15 protein-coding genes are annotated in these 17,417 nt (G+C 71.5%); 9 read left to right on the top strand and 6 right to left on the bottom strand.

What is annotated here, in order from left to right:
* Positions 1–8 precede the first annotated feature (8 nt).
* A complete protein-coding gene (locus tag KME79_RS36110; protein ID WP_148035978.1) occupies positions 9–683 on the top strand; it encodes a FadR/GntR family transcriptional regulator in 675 nt (224 codons plus the stop codon).
* Between the two features lie 19 nt (positions 684–702).
* Here KME79_RS36110 and KME79_RS36105 read toward each other — a convergent pair whose 3' ends face one another.
* Both KME79_RS36105 and KME79_RS36100 read right to left on the bottom strand, forming a co-directional pair.
* Positions 703–1,521, bottom strand: coding sequence for an NAD(P)H-binding protein (locus KME79_RS36105; RefSeq protein WP_219549820.1), 819 nt, complete (start codon positions 1,519–1,521; stop codon positions 703–705).
* Complete coding sequence (locus KME79_RS36100) at positions 1,518–1,805, bottom strand: antibiotic biosynthesis monooxygenase (protein ID WP_219549818.1); 288 nt, start codon at positions 1,803–1,805, stop codon at positions 1,518–1,520. The genes KME79_RS36105 and KME79_RS36100 overlap by 4 nt, the downstream gene beginning before the upstream one ends.
* Positions 1,806–1,866: 61 nt before the next feature.
* On the opposite strand from KME79_RS36100, the gene KME79_RS36095 reads away from it, so the two are divergent.
* Positions 1,867–2,322 (top strand): MarR family winged helix-turn-helix transcriptional regulator, encoded by a 456-nt coding sequence (locus KME79_RS36095; protein ID WP_219549816.1) that lies wholly within the window; start codon positions 1,867–1,869, stop codon positions 2,320–2,322.
* Here KME79_RS36095 and dnaN read toward each other — a convergent pair.
* The 3 genes from dnaN to KME79_RS36080 all read right to left on the bottom strand — a co-directional run bounded on the left by dnaN (position 2,305) and on the right by KME79_RS36080 (position 5,546).
* A complete protein-coding gene (gene dnaN / locus KME79_RS36090; RefSeq protein ID WP_219549814.1) occupies positions 2,305–3,402 on the bottom strand; it encodes a DNA polymerase III subunit beta in 1,098 nt (365 codons plus the stop codon). The two genes, KME79_RS36095 and dnaN, sit on opposite strands and share 18 nt — an antisense overlap.
* 63 nt (positions 3,403–3,465) lie before the next feature.
* Positions 3,466–4,116 carry a response regulator transcription factor gene (locus KME79_RS36085; RefSeq protein ID WP_148035973.1) on the bottom strand — a complete coding sequence of 217 codons (651 nt, stop codon included), beginning with the start codon at positions 4,114–4,116 and terminating at the stop codon, positions 3,466–3,468.
* Positions 4,116–5,546 carry a sensor histidine kinase gene (locus KME79_RS36080; protein WP_219549812.1) on the bottom strand — a complete coding sequence of 477 codons (1,431 nt, stop codon included), beginning with the start codon at positions 5,544–5,546 and terminating at the stop codon, positions 4,116–4,118. Before KME79_RS36080 ends, KME79_RS36085 begins: the two co-directional genes overlap by 1 nt.
* Before the next feature lie 110 nt (positions 5,547–5,656).
* On the opposite strand from KME79_RS36080, the gene KME79_RS36075 reads away from it, so the two are divergent.
* The 7 genes from KME79_RS36075 (at position 5,657) to KME79_RS46660 (ending at position 13,664) form a co-directional block, all read left to right on the top strand.
* Complete coding sequence (locus KME79_RS36075; RefSeq protein ID WP_148035971.1) at positions 5,657–6,562, top strand: ABC transporter ATP-binding protein; 906 nt, start codon at positions 5,657–5,659, stop codon at positions 6,560–6,562.
* Positions 6,559–7,293 carry an ABC transporter permease gene (locus KME79_RS36070; protein WP_219549810.1) on the top strand — a complete coding sequence of 245 codons (735 nt, stop codon included), beginning with the start codon at positions 6,559–6,561 and terminating at the stop codon, positions 7,291–7,293. Before KME79_RS36075 ends, KME79_RS36070 begins: the two co-directional genes overlap by 4 nt.
* Positions 7,294–7,302: 9 nt before the next feature.
* Positions 7,303–8,022 (top strand): metallophosphoesterase, encoded by a 720-nt coding sequence (locus KME79_RS36065; RefSeq protein ID WP_219549808.1) that lies wholly within the window; start codon positions 7,303–7,305, stop codon positions 8,020–8,022.
* Positions 8,023–8,032: 10 nt separating this feature from the next.
* A complete protein-coding gene (gene soxR, locus KME79_RS36060; RefSeq protein ID WP_148035968.1) occupies positions 8,033–8,512 on the top strand; it encodes a redox-sensitive transcriptional activator SoxR in 480 nt (159 codons plus the stop codon).
* A gap of 120 nt (positions 8,513–8,632) precedes the next feature.
* A complete protein-coding gene (locus KME79_RS36055; RefSeq protein ID WP_219549806.1) occupies positions 8,633–9,115 on the top strand; it encodes a hypothetical protein in 483 nt (160 codons plus the stop codon).
* A 30-nt stretch (positions 9,116–9,145) separates the two neighbouring features.
* The gene (locus KME79_RS36050; protein ID WP_219549804.1) at positions 9,146–13,438 is read left to right on the top strand and encodes a cation-translocating P-type ATPase; all 4,293 of its coding nucleotides are present in this window, start codon (positions 9,146–9,148) and stop codon (positions 13,436–13,438) included.
* 100 nt (positions 13,439–13,538) lie between these two features.
* A complete protein-coding gene (locus tag KME79_RS46660; RefSeq protein WP_261808989.1) occupies positions 13,539–13,664 on the top strand; it encodes a hypothetical protein in 126 nt (41 codons plus the stop codon).
* On the opposite strand, the gene KME79_RS36045 is transcribed toward KME79_RS46660, so the two are convergent.
* Complete coding sequence (locus KME79_RS36045) at positions 13,661–17,206, bottom strand: replicative DNA helicase (protein WP_219549802.1); 3,546 nt, start codon at positions 17,204–17,206, stop codon at positions 13,661–13,663. The genes KME79_RS46660 and KME79_RS36045 overlap by 4 nt on opposite strands.
* Positions 17,207–17,417: the final 211 nt, after the last annotated feature.

The following is a 17,417-nucleotide window of genomic DNA, read 5'->3' as shown; positions in this document are numbered from 1 at the left end:
GGCGGACTGTGAGTCTGCGTACGGCGCAGCGGGCTTCGCTCGTCGACCAGGTGATCGATCAGCTCAAGGAGCAGATCACCACAGGGTCGTGGCAGATGAACGGCAAGATCCCGACGGAGACCGTGCTCGCCGAGCAGCTCGGTGTCGGGCGCAACACCGTTCGGGAGGCCGTGCGCGCGCTCACCCATGCCGGCCTGCTGGAGTGCCGCCAGGGCGACGGCACCTACGTGCGCGCCACCAGCGAGCTCTCGGGGGCCATGCTCAGGCGCCTGCGTCAGGCCGAGCAGCTGGAGATCTTCGAGGTCCGCCGCGCGCTGGAGGTCGAGGCCGCCCGGCTGGCCGCCACCCGCCGCACCGACGAGGACATCGCGCTCATCGAGGCGGCGCTGGCCGAGCGCGACCATGCCTGGGAGCAGGACGACCCCGCCCGGTTCGTGGAGACCGACCTGGCCTTCCACATGGCCGTCGCCTACGCCACGCACAACCGGGTGCTCATCGACCTGTACGAAGACTTCTCCGCGGCGCTGCGGGCCAGCATCACCGCGGCCGGCACGTCGCTCAACAAGACCTACATCCCGCACGACGCGATCGCCCGCGCCATCGCCGCCGGCGACGCGTCCGCCGCCGAGCGCGCCGGACACGCGTGCATGGAGCACATCCTCATCGCGCTCACCGAGGGCTGAGGCCGGCCCGAGGGCCGGGTCAGCCGCCGAGCCGGTCGGCGTGGTCGGCGGCGAACGCCTCGAACGCGCGGGCTTGGTGTCCCATCACCTCGGCGAAGTCACCGGTCGTGTAGTCCCCCCAGCCGCTCGCGTACGCGCGGGCGTACTCGACGTTGACCGCCGCGTCCCACTCCGGCAGCCCTGCCTGGATCATCGCCTGGCGCGCGTCCTCGGGGCCGACGGGCTGATAGCCGGCGCCGATCCTGGCGGCGGCCTCGCGCAGCGAGATGCTCTCCGGGCCGGTGATCGTGTAGGTCCTGCCGTGGTGTGGCCGCGCGTCGGCGAGCACGCGGGCGGCGAAGGCAGCGATGTCGCGCACGTCGATGAGGCCCATCCTGCCCTCACCCGTCGGGCCGTACAGCGTGCCGGCGTTGACCGACCCGAACAGGTTCTGCATGAAGAAGGCCGGCCGGATGACGGTCCAACTCAGCCCGGAGGCGGCCAGTTCGATGTCGGACAGCACGTGCAGGCGGCCGTTGCGGGTGGGCGCGTCGTGCCCGGCGCCGATGGCCGACATCCGCACCACGTGCCGCACCCCCGCCTCGCGGGCCGCCCACACGGCGTTGGAGCCGGCGTGCGGCGCGTCCGGCCCCATCGCGGTCAGCAGCCATACGGTTTCGACCCCCTTGAAGGCGTCTTCGAGCGTTTCCGGCCTGTGCAGGTCGCCCACCGCGACGTCCACCCCTCGCGGCGCCCGCGCCGGGTCACGGACGAGCACGCGCACGTCGTCGGTGCCGGGCAGGGCGTGCAGCAGCGCGCCGGAAACGGTGCCGGTGGCACCGGTTATCAGCAGAGTCATGTCAGCTCTCCTTCTTCGGTGGAAACCAGGTCGTCGATCAGATCGAAGAAGGCTCGGATGCCGGGCAGGTCGCCGCCCTTGGCGCGCGAGGCGGCCAGGTCGGCGGGGCTGCGCCACTCCACGATGTCCAGCCATTCTCCGCCGGGCAGCCGGACGAGGCGGGCGCCGAGGAAGCCGGTCCGGCCTGTCCGAAAGCCGGCCAGCATGCCGGGGCGGGCGGCCAGCAGTTCGCCGGTACGCTCCGGGGCCACACGGAATCTCGTCAGTTCCACTGTTGCGGTCATGCCGGAAGCCTAATAGTAAAAAATAATGACCGTCAATATTAGTGACTAATTGGAGGATGGCATGCGCCGGAGCGAGCGCAAGAGAAACGAACCCGACCTCGGCATCCTGAGCAGCCGCACCCTCTTCAGCCTGCAGAAGGAGTTGTTCGCGGCGCTGGCCGAGCAGGGGCACCCGCGGCTGCGGCCGCGCCACGGCGCCGTGCTCGCGTACCTGGACGAGGAGGGCAGCCGGGCCACCGACCTCGCCGCCCGCTCGGGGCAGCACAAACAGGTCATCGGCACGCTCGTGGACGAGCTGGAGGAGCTCGGTTACGTGGAGCGGCGGCCCGACCCGGCCGACCGGCGGGCGAAGCTCATCGTGCCGACCGGCAGGGGCCTGGACCAGATGGCGCGTTCGGAGGAGATCCTGGCCGCCATCGAGGAGCGGCACGCCGAGGCGGCGGGCGCGGCCGACTACGCGACGTTCAAGCGGGTCTTCAGGCTGGTCGCCGAGCGCCAGTCAGGTCAGGCGGAGTGACATCACGAGATAGCGGAAGTCGGGGCCGGCGTCGCCGGGCACGTCCTGGACGAGGGCCGGCCGGGTCGTGGACTCCATGTTGATGCGGGCCAGCTCGGTCTCGATGCCGGTGAGCCCGTCGAGCAGGAACTGCGACTGGAACGCGATCTGGATGTCGTCGCCGCGCAGCTCGCAGTCCACCACCTCGGCGCCGCGGCCGATGTCGCCGCCGCCCGCCTGGATGAGCACCTGGCCCTGGCTGAACGACAGCCGGATCGCGGTGTTGCGCTCGGCCACCAGCGCCACCCGCTTGATGGCCGCCACGAACGGCGCCACCCGCACGTCGGCCCTGATCGACCACTGCGAGGTCAGCCTGCCCCGGTAGTCGATGAACTGCTCGTCGAGCAGCCGCACGGTGGTGCTGCGGCCCACGCTCTCGAACCCGGCCACCCCGTCGCCGAGCGCGACCTGCACCTCGCCGCCGCGCAGCGACCTGGCCACCTCCACCAGCACCCGGGCGGGCACCATGGCGGAGACGGCGGCGTCGGGGCTGACAGGCCGCCAGCCGAACTCGCGGGCGGCGATGCGGTAGCGGTCGGTGGCGGCCATCGTCACCGACTCGCCCTCCACGTCGACCCGGATGCCGGTGAGCATGGGCAGCGTGTCGTCGCGGCTCGCCGAGGGCGCCACCTGGCCGACGGCGGAGGCGAACACGCCACCGCCGATGGCGCCGATGGCGGGCGGCATCGTCGGCATGGTCGGGAAGTCTTCGACCGGCATGGTGATCAGGCCGAACTCGGCGCTGCCGCAGGTCAGCACCGCCTCCTGGCCCTCGGTGAGGATCTCCACGTCGTCTTCGGGCAGGCTCCGGCTGATCTCGGCGAGCAGCCGGCCGGGGATCAGCACGCGGCCGGACTCGGCCACGTCGGCGTCGACGGCGGCCCTGGCCGAGACGTCGTAGTCGAACGCGGACAGGCTCAGCTCCTCGCCCGCCTCCAGCAGCAGGCCGGACAGCACGGGGGTCACCGGGCGGCTGGGCAGAACCCTGGCGGCCCAGGCGACGGCGTCGGCCAGCACGTCACGGTTAACCCGGATCTTCACCTGATCGACCCTTTCTTCTCGGCATGCCCTTAGAAGGTATCCGAGGCCACCGACAAAGCCCGCCTAGCGGTTGTTGAGGTAGGCGAGGACCGCCAGCACCCGGCGGTTGTCGTCGTCGGACGGGGCCAGGCCGAGCTTGCCGAAGATGCCCGCCGTGTGCTTGGCCACGGCGCTCTCGCTCAGGTAGAGCCGCTGGGAGATGGCGGCGTTGGAGCGGCCCTCGGCCATCTGCTCCAGCACCTCGCGCTCGCGCGGGGTGAGCGCGGCCAGCGGCTCGTTCTTGGCGTTGCTGGCCAGCAGCTTGGAGATGACCTCGGGGTCCATCGCGGTGCCGCCCGCCGCGACCCGGCGCACCGCGTCGATGAACTGCTCGGCGTTGAACACCCGGTCCTTCAGCAGGTAGCCGATGCCGCCCGAGCCGTCGGCCAGCAGCTCGCGCGCGTAGAGCTGCTCGACGTGCTGCGACAGCACCAGGATCGGCAGCCCCGGCACCTTCTTGCGCGCCTCCAGTGACGCCTGGAGCCCCTCGTCGGTGAGCGTCGGCGGCAGCCGCACGTCCACCACGGACACGTCGGGACGGAGCTCCAGCAGACCCTTCAGCAGCTCGGGGCCGCTCTCCACGGCGGCGACCACGTCGAACCCGTGAGCCTGCAGCAGGTGGACCAGCCCGTCTCTGAGCAGGTAGAGGTCTTCGGCGACGAGCACCCTGTTCATCAGCAGAACCCTACGCCCTCAAGCGGGTTGCGGGGCGCCAAGGGGTGGTCCTTGTGGTGGGCCGGGATGGCGACCGCGGTCGCGTACATGGCCGTGCCGAGCAGGATCATGAAAGCGATGCAGGGCCACTGCCACGCATCGGGCAGGTGCAGCGCGAGGAACCAGGCCTTCTCGTCGAAGCCGACCAGTTTGAAGATGCCGGCCACGACGCCCTGTGGGAACAGCGGGCACCAGGCCGTCCCGTACAGGGCGATCACGGTGGCCAACTTCCAGCGAGGCAACTTGGCCACGTCTCCGGCCCAGTGCTGGGGCAGCACCTTCGGCAGCTCCAGGGTCACCGTCGTCGGCCCGCCCGCCGGGCTGTGGATCGCCATCACGCCGTCGAAGGCCGCCAGCCGGCGCTCGATCCCGGTCAGGCCGCTGCCCTTGGACGGGTCGGCGCCGCCCCAGCCGTCGTCGGTGACCGTGATGCGCAGGTTGGCTCCGCTGGTGCTGATGTCGATCTCCACCGACTCGGCCCCGCCGTGCCGGGCGGCGTTGGACAGCAGCTCGCTGACCGCGAAGTACGCCGCCGCCTCGACCGGCGCCTCGGGCCGGTGCGTCAGCTCCACCTGGACCGACACCTTCAGGGCGCTGTCCATCGCCAGCGCCCGCACCGCGTCGCCGAGGCCGCGCTCGGCCAGCACCGGCGGGTGGATGCCGCGGATCACCCGGCGCAGCTCGGTGAGCGTCTCCGCCGACGCCTCCCTGGCCTTGGCCATCAGCGCCCTGGCCGCCTTCGGGTCGGACTCCATGAGCTGCTCGGCGGCCCCGATCGTCATGCCGAGCGCCACCAGTCTGGCCTGCGTGCCGTCGTGCAGGTCACGCTCGATCCTGCGCATCTCGGCGGCCTGCGTGTCGACGGCGAGGTTGCGTGCCCGGTTGAGACTGCTGAGCTGGCCGGCCATCCGGCTGGACGCGGTCGCGGCCAGCAGCAGCTCGCACCAGAGCCCGTACACGCGCAGCCCTCGGCCCGGCAGCAGGATCAGCAGCGGCAGCAGTACCATCTTGACGCCCGGATCGAGCAGCAGCCAGAACCCGTCGCGCCAGGTCGCCGGGTCGGTGAGCATCCACTTCCAGCGGTCGTTCCAGGCCGGCATCCGGGGCGTCTTGTAGAGCGTGCGGTGCGACCGGTAGAGCCCGTCGGGCTGCGGCTGCGGAGGCGGCGGCTTCGGCAGGTACGGCGGCTCGATCACGATCCCGGACGAGGAGCGCACCAGGTAGCGCGTCATCCCGGTCACCCATCTGATCATCCGCACCTGCGGCGGGAACAGGAACACCATGCCCAGGCCGAAGCAGAGGACCAGGCACAGGAACGCCGACACGAGCGTCAGGAGCTGCACGACGACGAGCGCGAGCAGCGCGAGGACGTGACCGATCTTCCGCACCATGACAACCAGTGTGCGCGATGGAGCGGGATGCGCACACTGCACCTAAGTACACCTATGCCCGGCAACCAGCTCGATTCCCCGGCAGAACCGGCGTCCCTAGCGTCGTAGACATGAACGTCATCGAGGTCAAGAACCTCCACAAGCGCTACAAGGACCACGTGGCGGTGGAAGACGTGTCGTTCGAGGTCCGGGCCGGTGAGATCTTCGGCATCCTCGGCCCGAACGGCGCGGGCAAGACCACCACCGTGGAGTGCGTGTCGGGCCTGCGCGTGCCCGACGGCGGCACCCTGCGTGTCGCCGGCATCGACCCCGTACAGGACAGGGACGGGCTCCGGCGCGTGCTGGGCGTGCAGCTGCAGAGCTCCGCGCTGCCCGAGAAGATCAAGGTGTGGGAGGCGCTCGACCTGTACGCGTCCTTCTACCAGGACCCGGCCGACTGGCCGGAGTTGCTGGAGCGGGTCGGCCTGGGCGCCAAGCGCGACGCCATGTTCGGCAAGCTGTCCGGCGGGCAGCGCCAGCGGCTGTCCGTCGCGCTCGCGCTCGTCGGCAAGCCGCGCATCGCGGTGCTCGACGAGCTGACGACCGGGCTCGACCCGCAGGCCCGCCGCGACACCTGGGAACTGGTCGAGCAGGTGCGCGACTCCGGCGTGACGATCGTGCTCGTCACCCACTTCATGGAGGAGGCCGAGCGGCTCTGCGACCGGATCGCGCTCATCGACTCCGGCCGCGTCGCCGCGATCGACTCGCCCGCCGGGCTCGTCGCCCGGGTCGGCGGGGAGCAGAAGGTGCGGTTCAGGCCGTCCGCGCCCGTGGCCGACTCGGTGCTGACGTCGCTGCCCGAGGTCAAGGAGATCAGCCGCACGGGCGACCAGGTGGTCGTCACCGGCATCGGCAACCTCGCCCCCGCCGTCACGCTCGCGCTCGCCGAGCAGCGGATCGTCCCCAACGACCTGCGCATCGAGCAGGCCACCCTGGACGACGCGTTCCTCGCACTCACCGGAAGGAAGCTGGCATGAAGAAGATCCTGCTCGTCGAGACCAAGCTGCTGGCGCGTGACTGGCTCGGCGTCGCGCTCTCGCTGGCGCTCCCGGTCGGCCTGCTGCTGGTCCTGGGGCAGATCCCTGACCTGCAGAAACCCGACCCGAACCTGGGCGGTCAGCGGTTCGTCGACGCCCAGCTGCCGGCCCAGATGATCCTGCTCGCCCTGCTGACGACCGCTTTCACCATCCTGCCCGGCGCCATGGCCACGTATCGGGAGCAGGGCGTGCTGCGCCGGATGTCCACCACGCCGACGCACCCGGCGCGGCTGCTCGGCGCGCAGCTCCTGCTCAACCTGATCATCGCGCTGTGCAGCGCCGTGGTGGTGATCCTCGCCGGGTGGCTGGTGTTCGGCTCGCAGATCCCCGGGCAGCTCTTCGGGTTCCTGCTGGCGTACCTGCTCGGCGCCGCCGCGATGCTGGCGCTCGGCCTGGTGATCGCCGCCATCGCGCCGAACAGCAAGACCGCGCCCGGCATCGGGTCGGTGGCGATGTTCCCGCTGCTGTTCGTGGCCGGCATGTGGATCCCGCGCGAGATCATGCCCGACACGCTGCGCACGATCAGCGACTTCTCCGTGGTCGGGCCGTTCGTCAACGCCATGCGCGACACCTGGGCGGGCGACTGGCCGCAACTGCCGCACCTGGCCGTCATGGTCGGCGGGCTGGTGCTGTTCAGCGGGCTCGCCGTGCGCCTGTTCAAGTGGGAGTAGTTTGTTCCCATGGTGGCCTTCGCACAGATCAGCGACATCCACATCGGCGGCTCGCCGGCCAGCGAGGAGCGAGCCGCCGCCGTCCTGCGCCATGTCGACTCCCTCGGCCTCGACGCGATCCTGGTCACCGGCGACATCGCCGACCACGCGCTGCCCGAGGAGTACGACACCGCCGCCGCGCTGATGCGCGTCGGCACCCCGCTGATCGTCTGCCCGGGCAACCACGACTCGGTGCCCGAGTTCGACAAGCGGATCGGGCCGGCCAACCAGGTGCTCAGGCTCGACGCGGTGACGCTCGCGCTGGCCGACTCCAGCGTCCCCGGCGAGGCGTACGGGTTCCTCGCCGACGAGACGCTGGCCTGGCTCGACGAGGTGCTCTCCGAGCGGCCGGGGGTGCCGGCCTTCGTGGGCCTGCACCATCCGCCCGTCCCGCTCGGCATCCCGTTCGTGGACAGGATCGGCCTGCGTGAGCCGGAGCGGCTCGCAGACGTGCTGGCCCGCCACCCGCACGTGACGGCGGTGCTGGCCGGGCACGCGCACACCGCCGTCCAGGCCCGGTTCGCCGGGCTTCCGCTCGTCGTCGCGCCCGGCGTCGTCTCGACCTGCCTGACGAGCGTGGAGACCGCCGACACGTTCCCTGTCTCGTACGAGCTGCCACCCGCGTTCGCGCTGCACCTGTTCGACGGCGGGAACCTGGTCACCCACTTCAGGCCGGTCGTCCTCAAGTAATGTCGAGGTCGTGACCAAGGTTGCCTGGAACTCCAAGGAACTGACCGTGGGCCAGCTCGCCGAGCGCAGCGGCGTCGCCGTCTCGGCCCTGCACTTCTACGAGGCCAAGGGTCTCATCGCCAGCCGGCGCACGGCCGGCAACCAGCGCCGCTACACCCGCGACACCCTGCGCAGGGTCGCGTTCATCCGGCTCTCCCAGCGCCTCGGCATCCCGCTCAAGACCATCAAGGACGCCCTCACCGAGCTGCCCGAGGGCCGCACCCCCACCAGGGACGACTGGGCCCGGCTGTCGGCCGCCTGGCGCGGCGAGCTCGACGACCGCATCGAGCAGCTCCAGCGGCTCCGCGACGACCTCACCGACTGCATCGGCTGCGGCTGCCTCTCGCTCGACCGCTGTGTGCTCGCCAACCCCCACGACCGGCTCGGCACCGAAGGGCCGGGCGCCCGGCGCATCGACACCCGGATCTGTCCCCCCAGCACCTGCCGCTAGCCCGGCCGGGGACGATACGGCAGGGGACGGCAAAAAGGTCAAATACCTCCTGTCCGGATTATGGGGTGAGGCCGAGGAGAAAAACCGAGAGGTACCGGCATTCACGCCCAAGGAGGAGTCATGGCTGATACCCAGACGCAGCCGTCCACAGCCCAGGACAAGAAGGTCACGCTGGACCTGCCCATGATGTCCATCCAGCTCCACAAGCCCGACATGAAGCTGCCGCACGTCCCGATGCCGCACATCAGCAAGCAGGAGATGGGCCACGCGGTCGACGTCGCCAAGTCGATCCTGCCGCCGCCGGAGCGCGTCGCCTACTACGGGGCGCTCGGCGCGCTCGCGGTGTTCGGCGTCGTCGAATGGCCCGTGGCGGCCGCCATCGGCGTGGGCACCGTCATCGCCCAGCGCGCCCGCAGGAACGGCAACGGCAAGCCCACCTCGGCCCGCAAGCCCGAGAAGCCCAAGCAGAACGAGATGGAGACGAGGCAGAAGACGGCGAGCAAGGCGGCCGAGGCCGCCACCGCGAAGAACAAGGCCGCGGCGGTCAAGAACGCCTTGACCCGGCAGAAGGAAGCGGTCGAGCGCACCCGTCCGAGCAAATAGGCCGAACCAGCCGAGAGAACAGGGGGCGGCATGCCGGCGTTCGGCCTGTTCTCCGCTGACACCTTGCTGGACCTCCTTCCTGAGCCGGTACGCGGCCTCGTCCCACGTCCCCGCCGGGTGCGGGCGTGCCCCGGCGGGACCCGCGTGGAGCTGCGCCACCTGGGCGGGCCGGGAACGGAGGAGCGCGTCCGCGAGCTGGAAGGGCGGCTGCTGGCCCACGGCGCGCGCCGCGCCGAGGTGAACGGGGCGCTCGGCTGCGTGTTCGTCGACTGCCCGCCTGGCGGCGAACTGGACGAGCTCATCGAGCTCATCGAGGAGCACGACACCGAGGGCCCGCCCCCCGCCCGGGTGCTCGACGGTGCGGAGCAGCAGGCCAAGGCCGCCGTGAGCCTCGGGCTCAACCTCGTCGGCGCCGCCCTCGCGCTGACCGGCCAGGTCGCCCGCGTCCCCCGGCTGTCCGACGCGGTGCCCAGCTTCGCCGCGCTGGCCGACGAGATCCCCCGGGTGCGCCTTGAGCTGGAGCGGCGCCTCGGCGCGTCGGCCACCGACGCGATACTCGGCACGACCAGGATCGTCGCCAACGCGCTGGCCGCGCGACCCGTGACGCTGCTCGTCGACTCCGCCGCCGCCGCGGGCCGGTACGCCGCCGCGCACACCGGCCGCCGCGCCTGGGAACGGCGCGAAACGGCGCTCGCCGGCCACGACGGCTCCTACCGGCACATCAGGGCCGAGGAGTCCGAACGGCCCGCCCCGCTGCCCCGCGGCCCGCTCGAACGCTACGCCGACCTCGCGGGCCCCGGCGCGCTGGCCGCGCACGGCGTGACCACGTTCCTCACCCGCGACCACCGGCGCGGGCTTCCCCTGCTCATCTCCGGCACGCCCAAGGCCGGCCGGCTCGCCAGGGACGGCTACGTCAGCGCGATCATGGCCGCTCTGGCCGGACGCGACGCGATGGTGCTCGACCGCCGGGCGTTGTCCCGCATGGACCGCGTCGACACCGTCGTCTTCGACGCCGCCGTGCTCACCTCCGGCCGGTGGGCGATCGAGAGCGTGCTCCCCCTCGTACCCGACGTGGACCTGGACGAGCTGCACGCCTGCCTCTACACGCTGCTCGACCTCACCGACCCGGACGCGCGGCGCGAGCAGGACGGCTGGACCGCCGCCCCCGCCGGCCTGGACGTCGCCCGCTCGGAGTGGGTCGACCAGGGCATCCGCCCCGTCACCGTCTCGAAGGACGGCGCGGAGGTCGCGCTGGTCGGGCTGGCCAGGGAGCCGCATCCGATGGCCGAGGCGCTGGTCTCCGCGGCCAGGAGCGCCGGCACCGTGATCATCGCCGGCGACGAGGACGGCCTCGCCCTCCGGCTCGGTGTCGATCCGTCCCCAGAGTCCGAGCCGGCTGAGCTGGTGCGCGAGCTGCAGGCTGACGGGCACGGCGTCGCCGTGGTCTCGCGGCGCTCGCGGCGCGCGCTCCGCGGGGCCGACCTGGGCATCGGCGTGCTGGAGCCGTCCAGGCGCTTCCCCTGGGACGCCGACGTGGTGGGCGGGCTGGACGCGGCGCACCTGGTGCTGCGATCCCTGCCGGTCGCCAGGAAGGTGAGCACCCGCGGCGTGTGGCTCGCCGCCTCCGGCGCGGTCGCGGGCTCGGGGCTGGCGTTCATCGGCCCGGAGGCGGCCGCCCCACAGCGTGCCGGCTGGGTGCGGGACGCCGTGTCGGCGGTCGCGCTGTTCTTCGGCTACTGGTCGGGCCGCGCCACCGGGCGCGGCACCCCGCCTGTCCAGGCCGACCCCACGCCCTGGCACGCCATGGCCATACCCGACGTGCTCGCCCGGCTCGACACCTCACGCAAGGGACTGACCGAGGAGGAGGCCGCCCGCCGCAGGACCCCGCCCGCCGCGACGGAGGAGGCGCCGGTGTCCCTGACCGGCGCGGCGGTCCGGGAGCTCGCCAACCCGCTGACACCGGTGCTCGCCGCCGGCGCGGGCGTGTCGGCCGCCGTCGGCTCGGTCCTGGACGCCGGGCTCATCGGCGGCGTGATGCTCATCGACGCCTTCCTGGGCGGCGCCCAGCGGACCGGCGCCGACCGGGCGCTCAACCGCCTCTCCGAGATCACCGCGGTCACCGTGCGCGTACGCCGCCCCGGCGGCACGGTCGACTGCGACGCCGGCGTCCTCGTCCCGGGAGACGTGATCGAACTGCGCGCGGGCGACGCCGTGCCGGCGGACGCCAGGCTGATCAAGGCGTCCGGGCTGGAGCTCGACGAGTCCACGCTCACCGGCGAGTCGCAGCTCGTCACCAAGACCATCAGCCCCACGGCGGCGCCCGCCGTCGCCGAGCGCAGCTCGATGGTGTATCTGGGCACCACCGTCGCGGCGGGCAGCGGCCGCGCCGTGGTCGTCGCCACCGGCGAACGCACCGAGGCCGGCCGGACCGCCGCGCTCGCCGCCCTGGAACCGCCACCGAGCGGCGTGGAGCTGCGGCTGCGCGAGCTGAGCCGCAGGATCCTGCCGGCCGCCGTCGGCTCCGGCGTGGTGCTCATGGGCATCGACCTGCTCCGCGGCTCGCCGCTGGCCACCGCGCTCGGGCCCGCCGTGAGCATGATGGTGGCCGCGGTGCCCGAAGGCCTGCCGTTCGTCGCCACCATCGCCGAACTCGCCTCCGCCAAGCGGCTCTCGCAGCGCAACACGCTGGTCCGCAACCCGTCCACGATCGAGGCGCTGGGCAGGGTCGGCGTGCTCTGCTTCGACAAGACCGGCACCCTCACCGAAGGCCACATCAGCCTCGGCCGGGTGTCGGACGGATGGCACCAGAGGTCGCCTGACGAGCTGACCGACGAGATGCGGGCCCTCGTCGGCGCGGCGCTGCGCGCGGGGCCCAAGTTCGGCGACGACCGCAGGATCGCCCACCCCACCGACCGGGCCGTCATCGAAGGCGCGAACGCGCTCGGCATCACCCTCGACGAGGGCCTGAAGTCCTGGAAACGCGTCGACGAACTGCACTTCGAGCCCGCCCGCGGCTACCACGCCGTGCTCGGCACCTCCGGTCCCGGACACCTGCTCAGCGTCAAGGGCGCCCCCGAGGTCGTGCTCGGCCGCTGCTCCACCGTCCTGCGCGACGGCCACCACGTCCCGCTGGACGACCGGATCAGGCTGGAGCTGGGACAGGAGGTGGAGCGGCTGGCCCGGCAGGGCTACCGCGTGCTCGCCGTCGCCGAGCGGTCCGCCTCCAGCCGCGCCGACCTGGACGAGTCCCGCATCGAACGGCTGTGCTTCCTCGGCTACCTCGGCCTGGCCGACCCCATCAGGCCCACGGCCAAGGCGAGCGTGCGGCAGCTCATCGGCGCGGGCGTCCGGGTCATCATGATCACCGGCGATCACCCCAGCACCGCCGAGGCCATCGCCGCCGAGCTGGACGCGATCAACGGCCGGCGGATCATGACAGGGCCCGAGATCGACGCGCTCGACGACGAGCGGCTCGGCGAGGTGCTCTCCGACGTGGCCGTCTTCGCCAGGACCACCCCGGAGCACAAGGCACGCATCGTGACCGTCCTGCGCGACACCGGCAAGGTCGTCGCCGTGACCGGCGACGGCGCCAACGACGTGCCGGCCATCCGCCTCGCCGACGTGGGCGTCGCGCTCGGCTCCACGGCCACCCCGGCCGCCCGGTCGGCCGCCGACATCGTCGTCCTGGACAACCGCATCGAGACCATCATCGACGCGATCGTCGAGGGCCGCGCCATGTGGGGGTCCGTACGCGACGCGCTGGGGATCCTGCTCGGCGGCAACGTCGGCGAGATCGCCTTCACCCTCGGGTCGAGCCTGCTGACCCGGCGCAGCGCGCTGAACGCCCGCCAGTTGCTGCTGGTCAACCTCCTGACCGACATGCTGCCCGCACTGGCCGTGGCCGTGCGGCCGCCCAGCGCCGCCAGCCCGGAGAAGCTGCTGGCCGAAGGGCCGGAGGCCTCGCTCGGCACCGCGCTCACCCGCGAGATCTACCTGCGCGCCGTCACGACCGCGGCGGCGGCCGCCGCCGCATGGCTGCTGGCCAGGATGGGCGGCACCCGCGGGCGCGCCGACACCGTCGGGCTCATCGGCCTGGTCGCCGCCCAGCTCCTGCAGACCCTGGCGCTCGGCCGGCGGGACCGCCTGGTCGTGGCGGCGTCCGTGTCGTCGCTGGCCGCCCTCTTCGTGGTCGTGTCGGTGCCGGGCCTCAGCCAGGTCTTCGGCTGCCGCCCGGTCGGCCCCATCGGCTGGGGGATCGGGCTCACCAGCGCGGCCGCGGCCACGCTGGCCGCCGTCGCGGTCGAGAGCCTCGGTATCAGATAGACATCGATCGTTCACCTTCCGGTCACTCGGACTACAGTTCCCGGCGTGTTTTGTGGTTAATTATGCGAGGAAAGACATATTCGTCCCCGCGAGGTACCTAATGTCCGAATTCCTGGCGTCTCTGCTGGCCAAGGCGGCGGTCATGCTGCTCGAAGCCCTCATCATGCGCCTCGTCCAGTCGATCGTCACGTCGCTCGTGAGCCCTGCCGGAGTGCGCCTGGCCTAGTGTTGCGCCATGTCGACGAAGCGGCTGTAGTGACCCTGGAAGGCCACGGTCACGGTCGCCGTCGGCCCGTTACGATGCTTCGCCACGATCAGGTCGGCCTCGCCCGCCCGTGGCGACTCCCTCTCGTAAGCGTCCTCACGATGCAGCAGGATCACCATGTCGGCGTCCTGCTCGATGGAGTTGTGCAGGCTGATCCCGTTCGCGATGAAGTTGTGCGTGCCCAGCACCGTGGCGTCGAAGACCGGCTGCTCGCCCAACGACTCGACTGAGGCGATCTCATCCCAGAAGACGTCGTTGGTGGCCAGCAGTTCGAGGTCCGAGGCGTCCAGGACCGCGGCGACCCGTCCGAGGCGCTCCCGGCTCGGCGCGTGTTTCCAGAGCGTGGTCCCGCAATAGCTCGTCCCCATGCCGGCGGCGAACTCACGCTGTGACATACCTCGTTCCACCAGCGCTGTGCGGACGCGCGTCCAAACCTCCTTCGGCACCGTGTCGATGTTGGTGTTACCGGTGATCAGCCGTAGGCGCCCGGCGCACTGACGCGCAGCCGTCTCGCGCCCGCCGTGGACACCGATCTCGTCGAGGAAACGCAGCTGGTTCTCCGCTCCGTAGACGAACAGCTGGTAAGAAGGGCGGTGATCGCCCTTGCGGGACTCCTTCACCCGAGTCATCACGTTGAACCGCAGCAGGAGCCGCGCCACGTCGTCCACCAGGCGCCTGCTGGTGGACGCGTAGTAGATGCGCGCCTGCCCGGCCTTCTCGTCCCACCACACGCACCCGTCGGTGGCCCACAGATGCCTGAGGAAGAGCGCGGCCTGCCGCTTCGGCAGCGCGAACAGGCCGTCCGGCATGAACTTCTCATGACTGCGCAGACCGAACAGGCCCAGCCCGTCGAGCCAGGCGGCGATGGGGTTCCGCTTGCCATGGGTCAGCCGATACGGCGCGGGCAGCCGCAGGGAGGTGCACCGAGCCGCGGCGTGCTCGTCCCGCACGGCGGTGATGTGGAAACGCCGGGCGGCCGCCTCCGTGACGACGGCCAGGTTCGCCTCGTCGGTGCTGCTGTAGCGGATCGGCTGCCCGCGTACGAACGAGCCGTCGCCGATCAAATGGGCGAGCAGGACCAACTCGTCCTCGTCCCAAGACTCGACGTCCAAGGGAGCGGGGACGTGTCGCGGCACGGCCACCCGCGCCCCGGCGGCGAGATCCGCCAGGGGACGCCAGCCGTCGTAGGTGAGGAACGGGTGGCTGGCCGTCGCCTCCACCTCTCTGCCTGACCGGAGCCGGACCCGGTAGACCTCCCTGACCCCGCTCGGGAAGACGTGCGTCATCGTCCGGGGCACGAGCTTCAGCCGGTCGTCGAGGGACCAGACCGGGATGTCGCGCGCACCCGATGCGAGCAGATCTCCCAGCGAGACCTCGGCGCCCGTGTCGGCCCGCATGACGCGGGTGGCGGCGGTCAGGCAACCGGACTCACGCAGGTCGCTCACCTGGGGGCGTTTGTCCGTACGCTGCTCCGGGCCTCGGTTGAGCTGGGAGATGGCGATGACGGGGACCTCCAGCTCCTTGGCCAGCAGCTTGATGGCACGGGAGATCTCCGACACTTCGTTCTGACGGCTCTCGGTCTTCTTCGGCGAGCTCATCAGCTGCAGATAGTCGATGACCACGAACCGCAGGTCGTTGCGCTGCTTGAGGCGGCGGCACTTGGCCCGGATCTCCATCATCGACATGTTGGGCGAGTCGTCGATGAACAGCGGCGCCTCCGCCACCTCGCTCATCCGCCGCGCCAGGCGTGTCCAGTCGTCGTCGGTCATCATGCCCGAGCGCATGGCGTGCAGCGCCACCCGCGCCTCGGCCGACAGCAGTCGCATGGTGATCTCGTTGCGCGACATCTCCAGCGAGAAGATGACGGTCGACATGCCGTGTTTGATCGCCGCCGACCGGGCGAAGTCCAGGCCGAGCGTGCTGTTGTGGGTCGGGATCCAGGACCGGCTCGCCAGGTAGAGGTGGTCGGCGTTGTCGACCTGCACGCAGCGTACGGGCCGGGACGGGACGGGGCGCACGTCCACGATGTGGCGGGCCGACGCCTTCGGGTCGGCGCCGCCGACCTGCCCGACGGCCTTCCCGGGGAGCCGGAAGACCTGGTCAGGCGTGGTGAAGCCGATCACGTAGGTGGATGACGCCTTCATCCGCTCGATGCGGACGGCCGGCTGGTAGCCGAGGCTCAGGATCAGCTCGCGCGCGTCGCCGGCGAGGCGCCGGTCCGTCACGGCGAACCGGATCCGGCCTGCGGCGTCGACGCGTCCGCCGGAGTCGAGCAGCCCTGCCAGCAGGGCGCGGCGCTGCCGCTCCGACGCGCGCAGGTAGCTCACGGGGATGTGCCTGTCGTCCAGGACGCCGAGGGAGCGCAGGACACCCTGGAGGCCGGGGCTCACGCTCGCGCCCCGGCCGTCACCCAGCCAGATCCCGAGGGCGTAGGGCGGCAGGGGAAGGTCCGCCTCCTCCCCCTGGAGAGCCGCGGCCACCTCGACGGCGTGGTGGGGCCGCTGATCGGCGGGACACCGCAGGGTGGCGGCGATCTCCTCGGTGGTCACGACCGAGCGGACGGCCGCGCGCGTGCCCCCCTCTCCGCCAGGCCGGGAGAGCGATCGGCGGGAGGCACGGGTCGTGGTGCGCCACTGATGGCCGGCGTCGGCCACGATCACCGTGCCGTCGCTGAACTCCAGCTCGTAGCAGGGCCTGCCGTGCATCACCTCGGTGGCCGCGACCACGCGGGTCGGCCTGCCGTCGGCGCCGATCAGGTCGTCGCCGACCCGGACCTCGCCCATCGTGGTCCAGCCCGTCGGCGTGGGCAGGGGGGTGTCGAGGGCGAGAGCCTTCCCGATGGCCGGCCGGGCGGCGACGACGATCATCTGGCCCGGGTGGAGGCCGTTGGTGAGCTGGTCGAGGTCGGCGAAGCCGGTCGGGACGCCGACCATCTGACCGCCGCGGCTGCCGATGGCCTCCAGCTCGTCGAGGGCGCCGGGCATGATGTCGGCCAGGGCCGCGTAGTCTTCGGACGTGCGGCGCTCGGTGACCTTGTAGATCTCGGCCTGGGCGCGGTCGACGAGGTCGTCGACCTCTTCGTTCTGGCCGCCGTAGCCGTAGGAGACGATGCGGGTGCCGGCCTCGATGAGGCGGCGCAGCACCGCCTGCTCGCGGACGATCTTGGCGTAGAAGTCGGCGTTGGCGGCGGTCGGGACGACGGCCGTGAGGGTGTGGAGGTAGGCGGCACCGCCCACGCGGGCCATCTCGCCGCGTTTCTGCAGCTCGGCGAAGACCGTGACCGCGTCGGCCGGCTCGCCGCGGCCGTAGAGGTCGGTGATGATGTCGAACACCATCTGGTGGGCGGGGCGGTAGAAGTCGTCGGAGCGGATGATCTCGATGACGTCGGCGATCGCGTCCTTCGACAGCAGCATGCCGCCCAGCACCGACTGCTCCGCCTCGATGTTGTTGGGCGGTGTGCGCTCGAACCCCGGGCCCGCACCGATCTCTTCGTCAATGCTCACCGCGCCCCCTCAACTGCTCGCAGCGGTCGAGCCACCCCCAGTTGTAGCCGACCGGTCTGACAGTTTCGCGGCTCTGCGGCCCATCAGCAACGCGGCCTGTGGACAAGGTTGTGGTCAAGCTGTGTACGCAGCCCGCTCAGGGTGTGAAAGGCCTGTGGACGAGCCTGGGGATAACTGTGGACATCATCATCCACATGCCCTCCGACCTGCG

The sequence above is a fragment of the Nonomuraea harbinensis genome (assembly GCF_019396385.1).
Taxonomy (GTDB): domain Bacteria; phylum Actinomycetota; class Actinomycetes; order Streptosporangiales; family Streptosporangiaceae; genus Nonomuraea; species Nonomuraea ferruginea.
This window is presented reverse-complemented; position numbering and strand designations above follow the sequence as displayed.

Excerpts from the sequence above, each read along its gene's own strand:
- KME79_RS36105 (WP_219549820.1), bottom strand. The coding sequence starts at position 1,521 with ATGACTCTGCTGATAACCGGTGCCACCGGCACCGTTTCCGGCGCGCTG.
- KME79_RS36100 (WP_219549818.1), bottom strand. The coding sequence starts at position 1,805 with ATGACCGCAACAGTGGAACTGACGAGATTCCGTGTGGCCCCGGAGCGT.
- KME79_RS36095 (WP_219549816.1), top strand. The coding sequence starts at position 1,867 with ATGCGCCGGAGCGAGCGCAAGAGAAACGAACCCGACCTCGGCATCCTG.
- KME79_RS36085 (WP_148035973.1), bottom strand. The coding sequence starts at position 4,116 with ATGAACAGGGTGCTCGTCGCCGAAGACCTCTACCTGCTCAGAGACGGG.
- KME79_RS36080 (WP_219549812.1), bottom strand. The coding sequence starts at position 5,546 with ATGGTGCGGAAGATCGGTCACGTCCTCGCGCTGCTCGCGCTCGTCGTC.
- KME79_RS36075 (WP_148035971.1), top strand. The coding sequence starts at position 5,657 with ATGAACGTCATCGAGGTCAAGAACCTCCACAAGCGCTACAAGGACCAC.
- KME79_RS36070 (WP_219549810.1), top strand. The coding sequence starts at position 6,559 with ATGAAGAAGATCCTGCTCGTCGAGACCAAGCTGCTGGCGCGTGACTGG.
- KME79_RS36065 (WP_219549808.1), top strand. The coding sequence starts at position 7,303 with ATGGTGGCCTTCGCACAGATCAGCGACATCCACATCGGCGGCTCGCCG.
- KME79_RS36055 (WP_219549806.1), top strand. The coding sequence starts at position 8,633 with ATGGCTGATACCCAGACGCAGCCGTCCACAGCCCAGGACAAGAAGGTC.
- KME79_RS36050 (WP_219549804.1), top strand. The coding sequence starts at position 9,146 with ATGCCGGCGTTCGGCCTGTTCTCCGCTGACACCTTGCTGGACCTCCTT.
- KME79_RS46660 (WP_261808989.1), top strand. The coding sequence starts at position 13,539 with ATGTCCGAATTCCTGGCGTCTCTGCTGGCCAAGGCGGCGGTCATGCTG.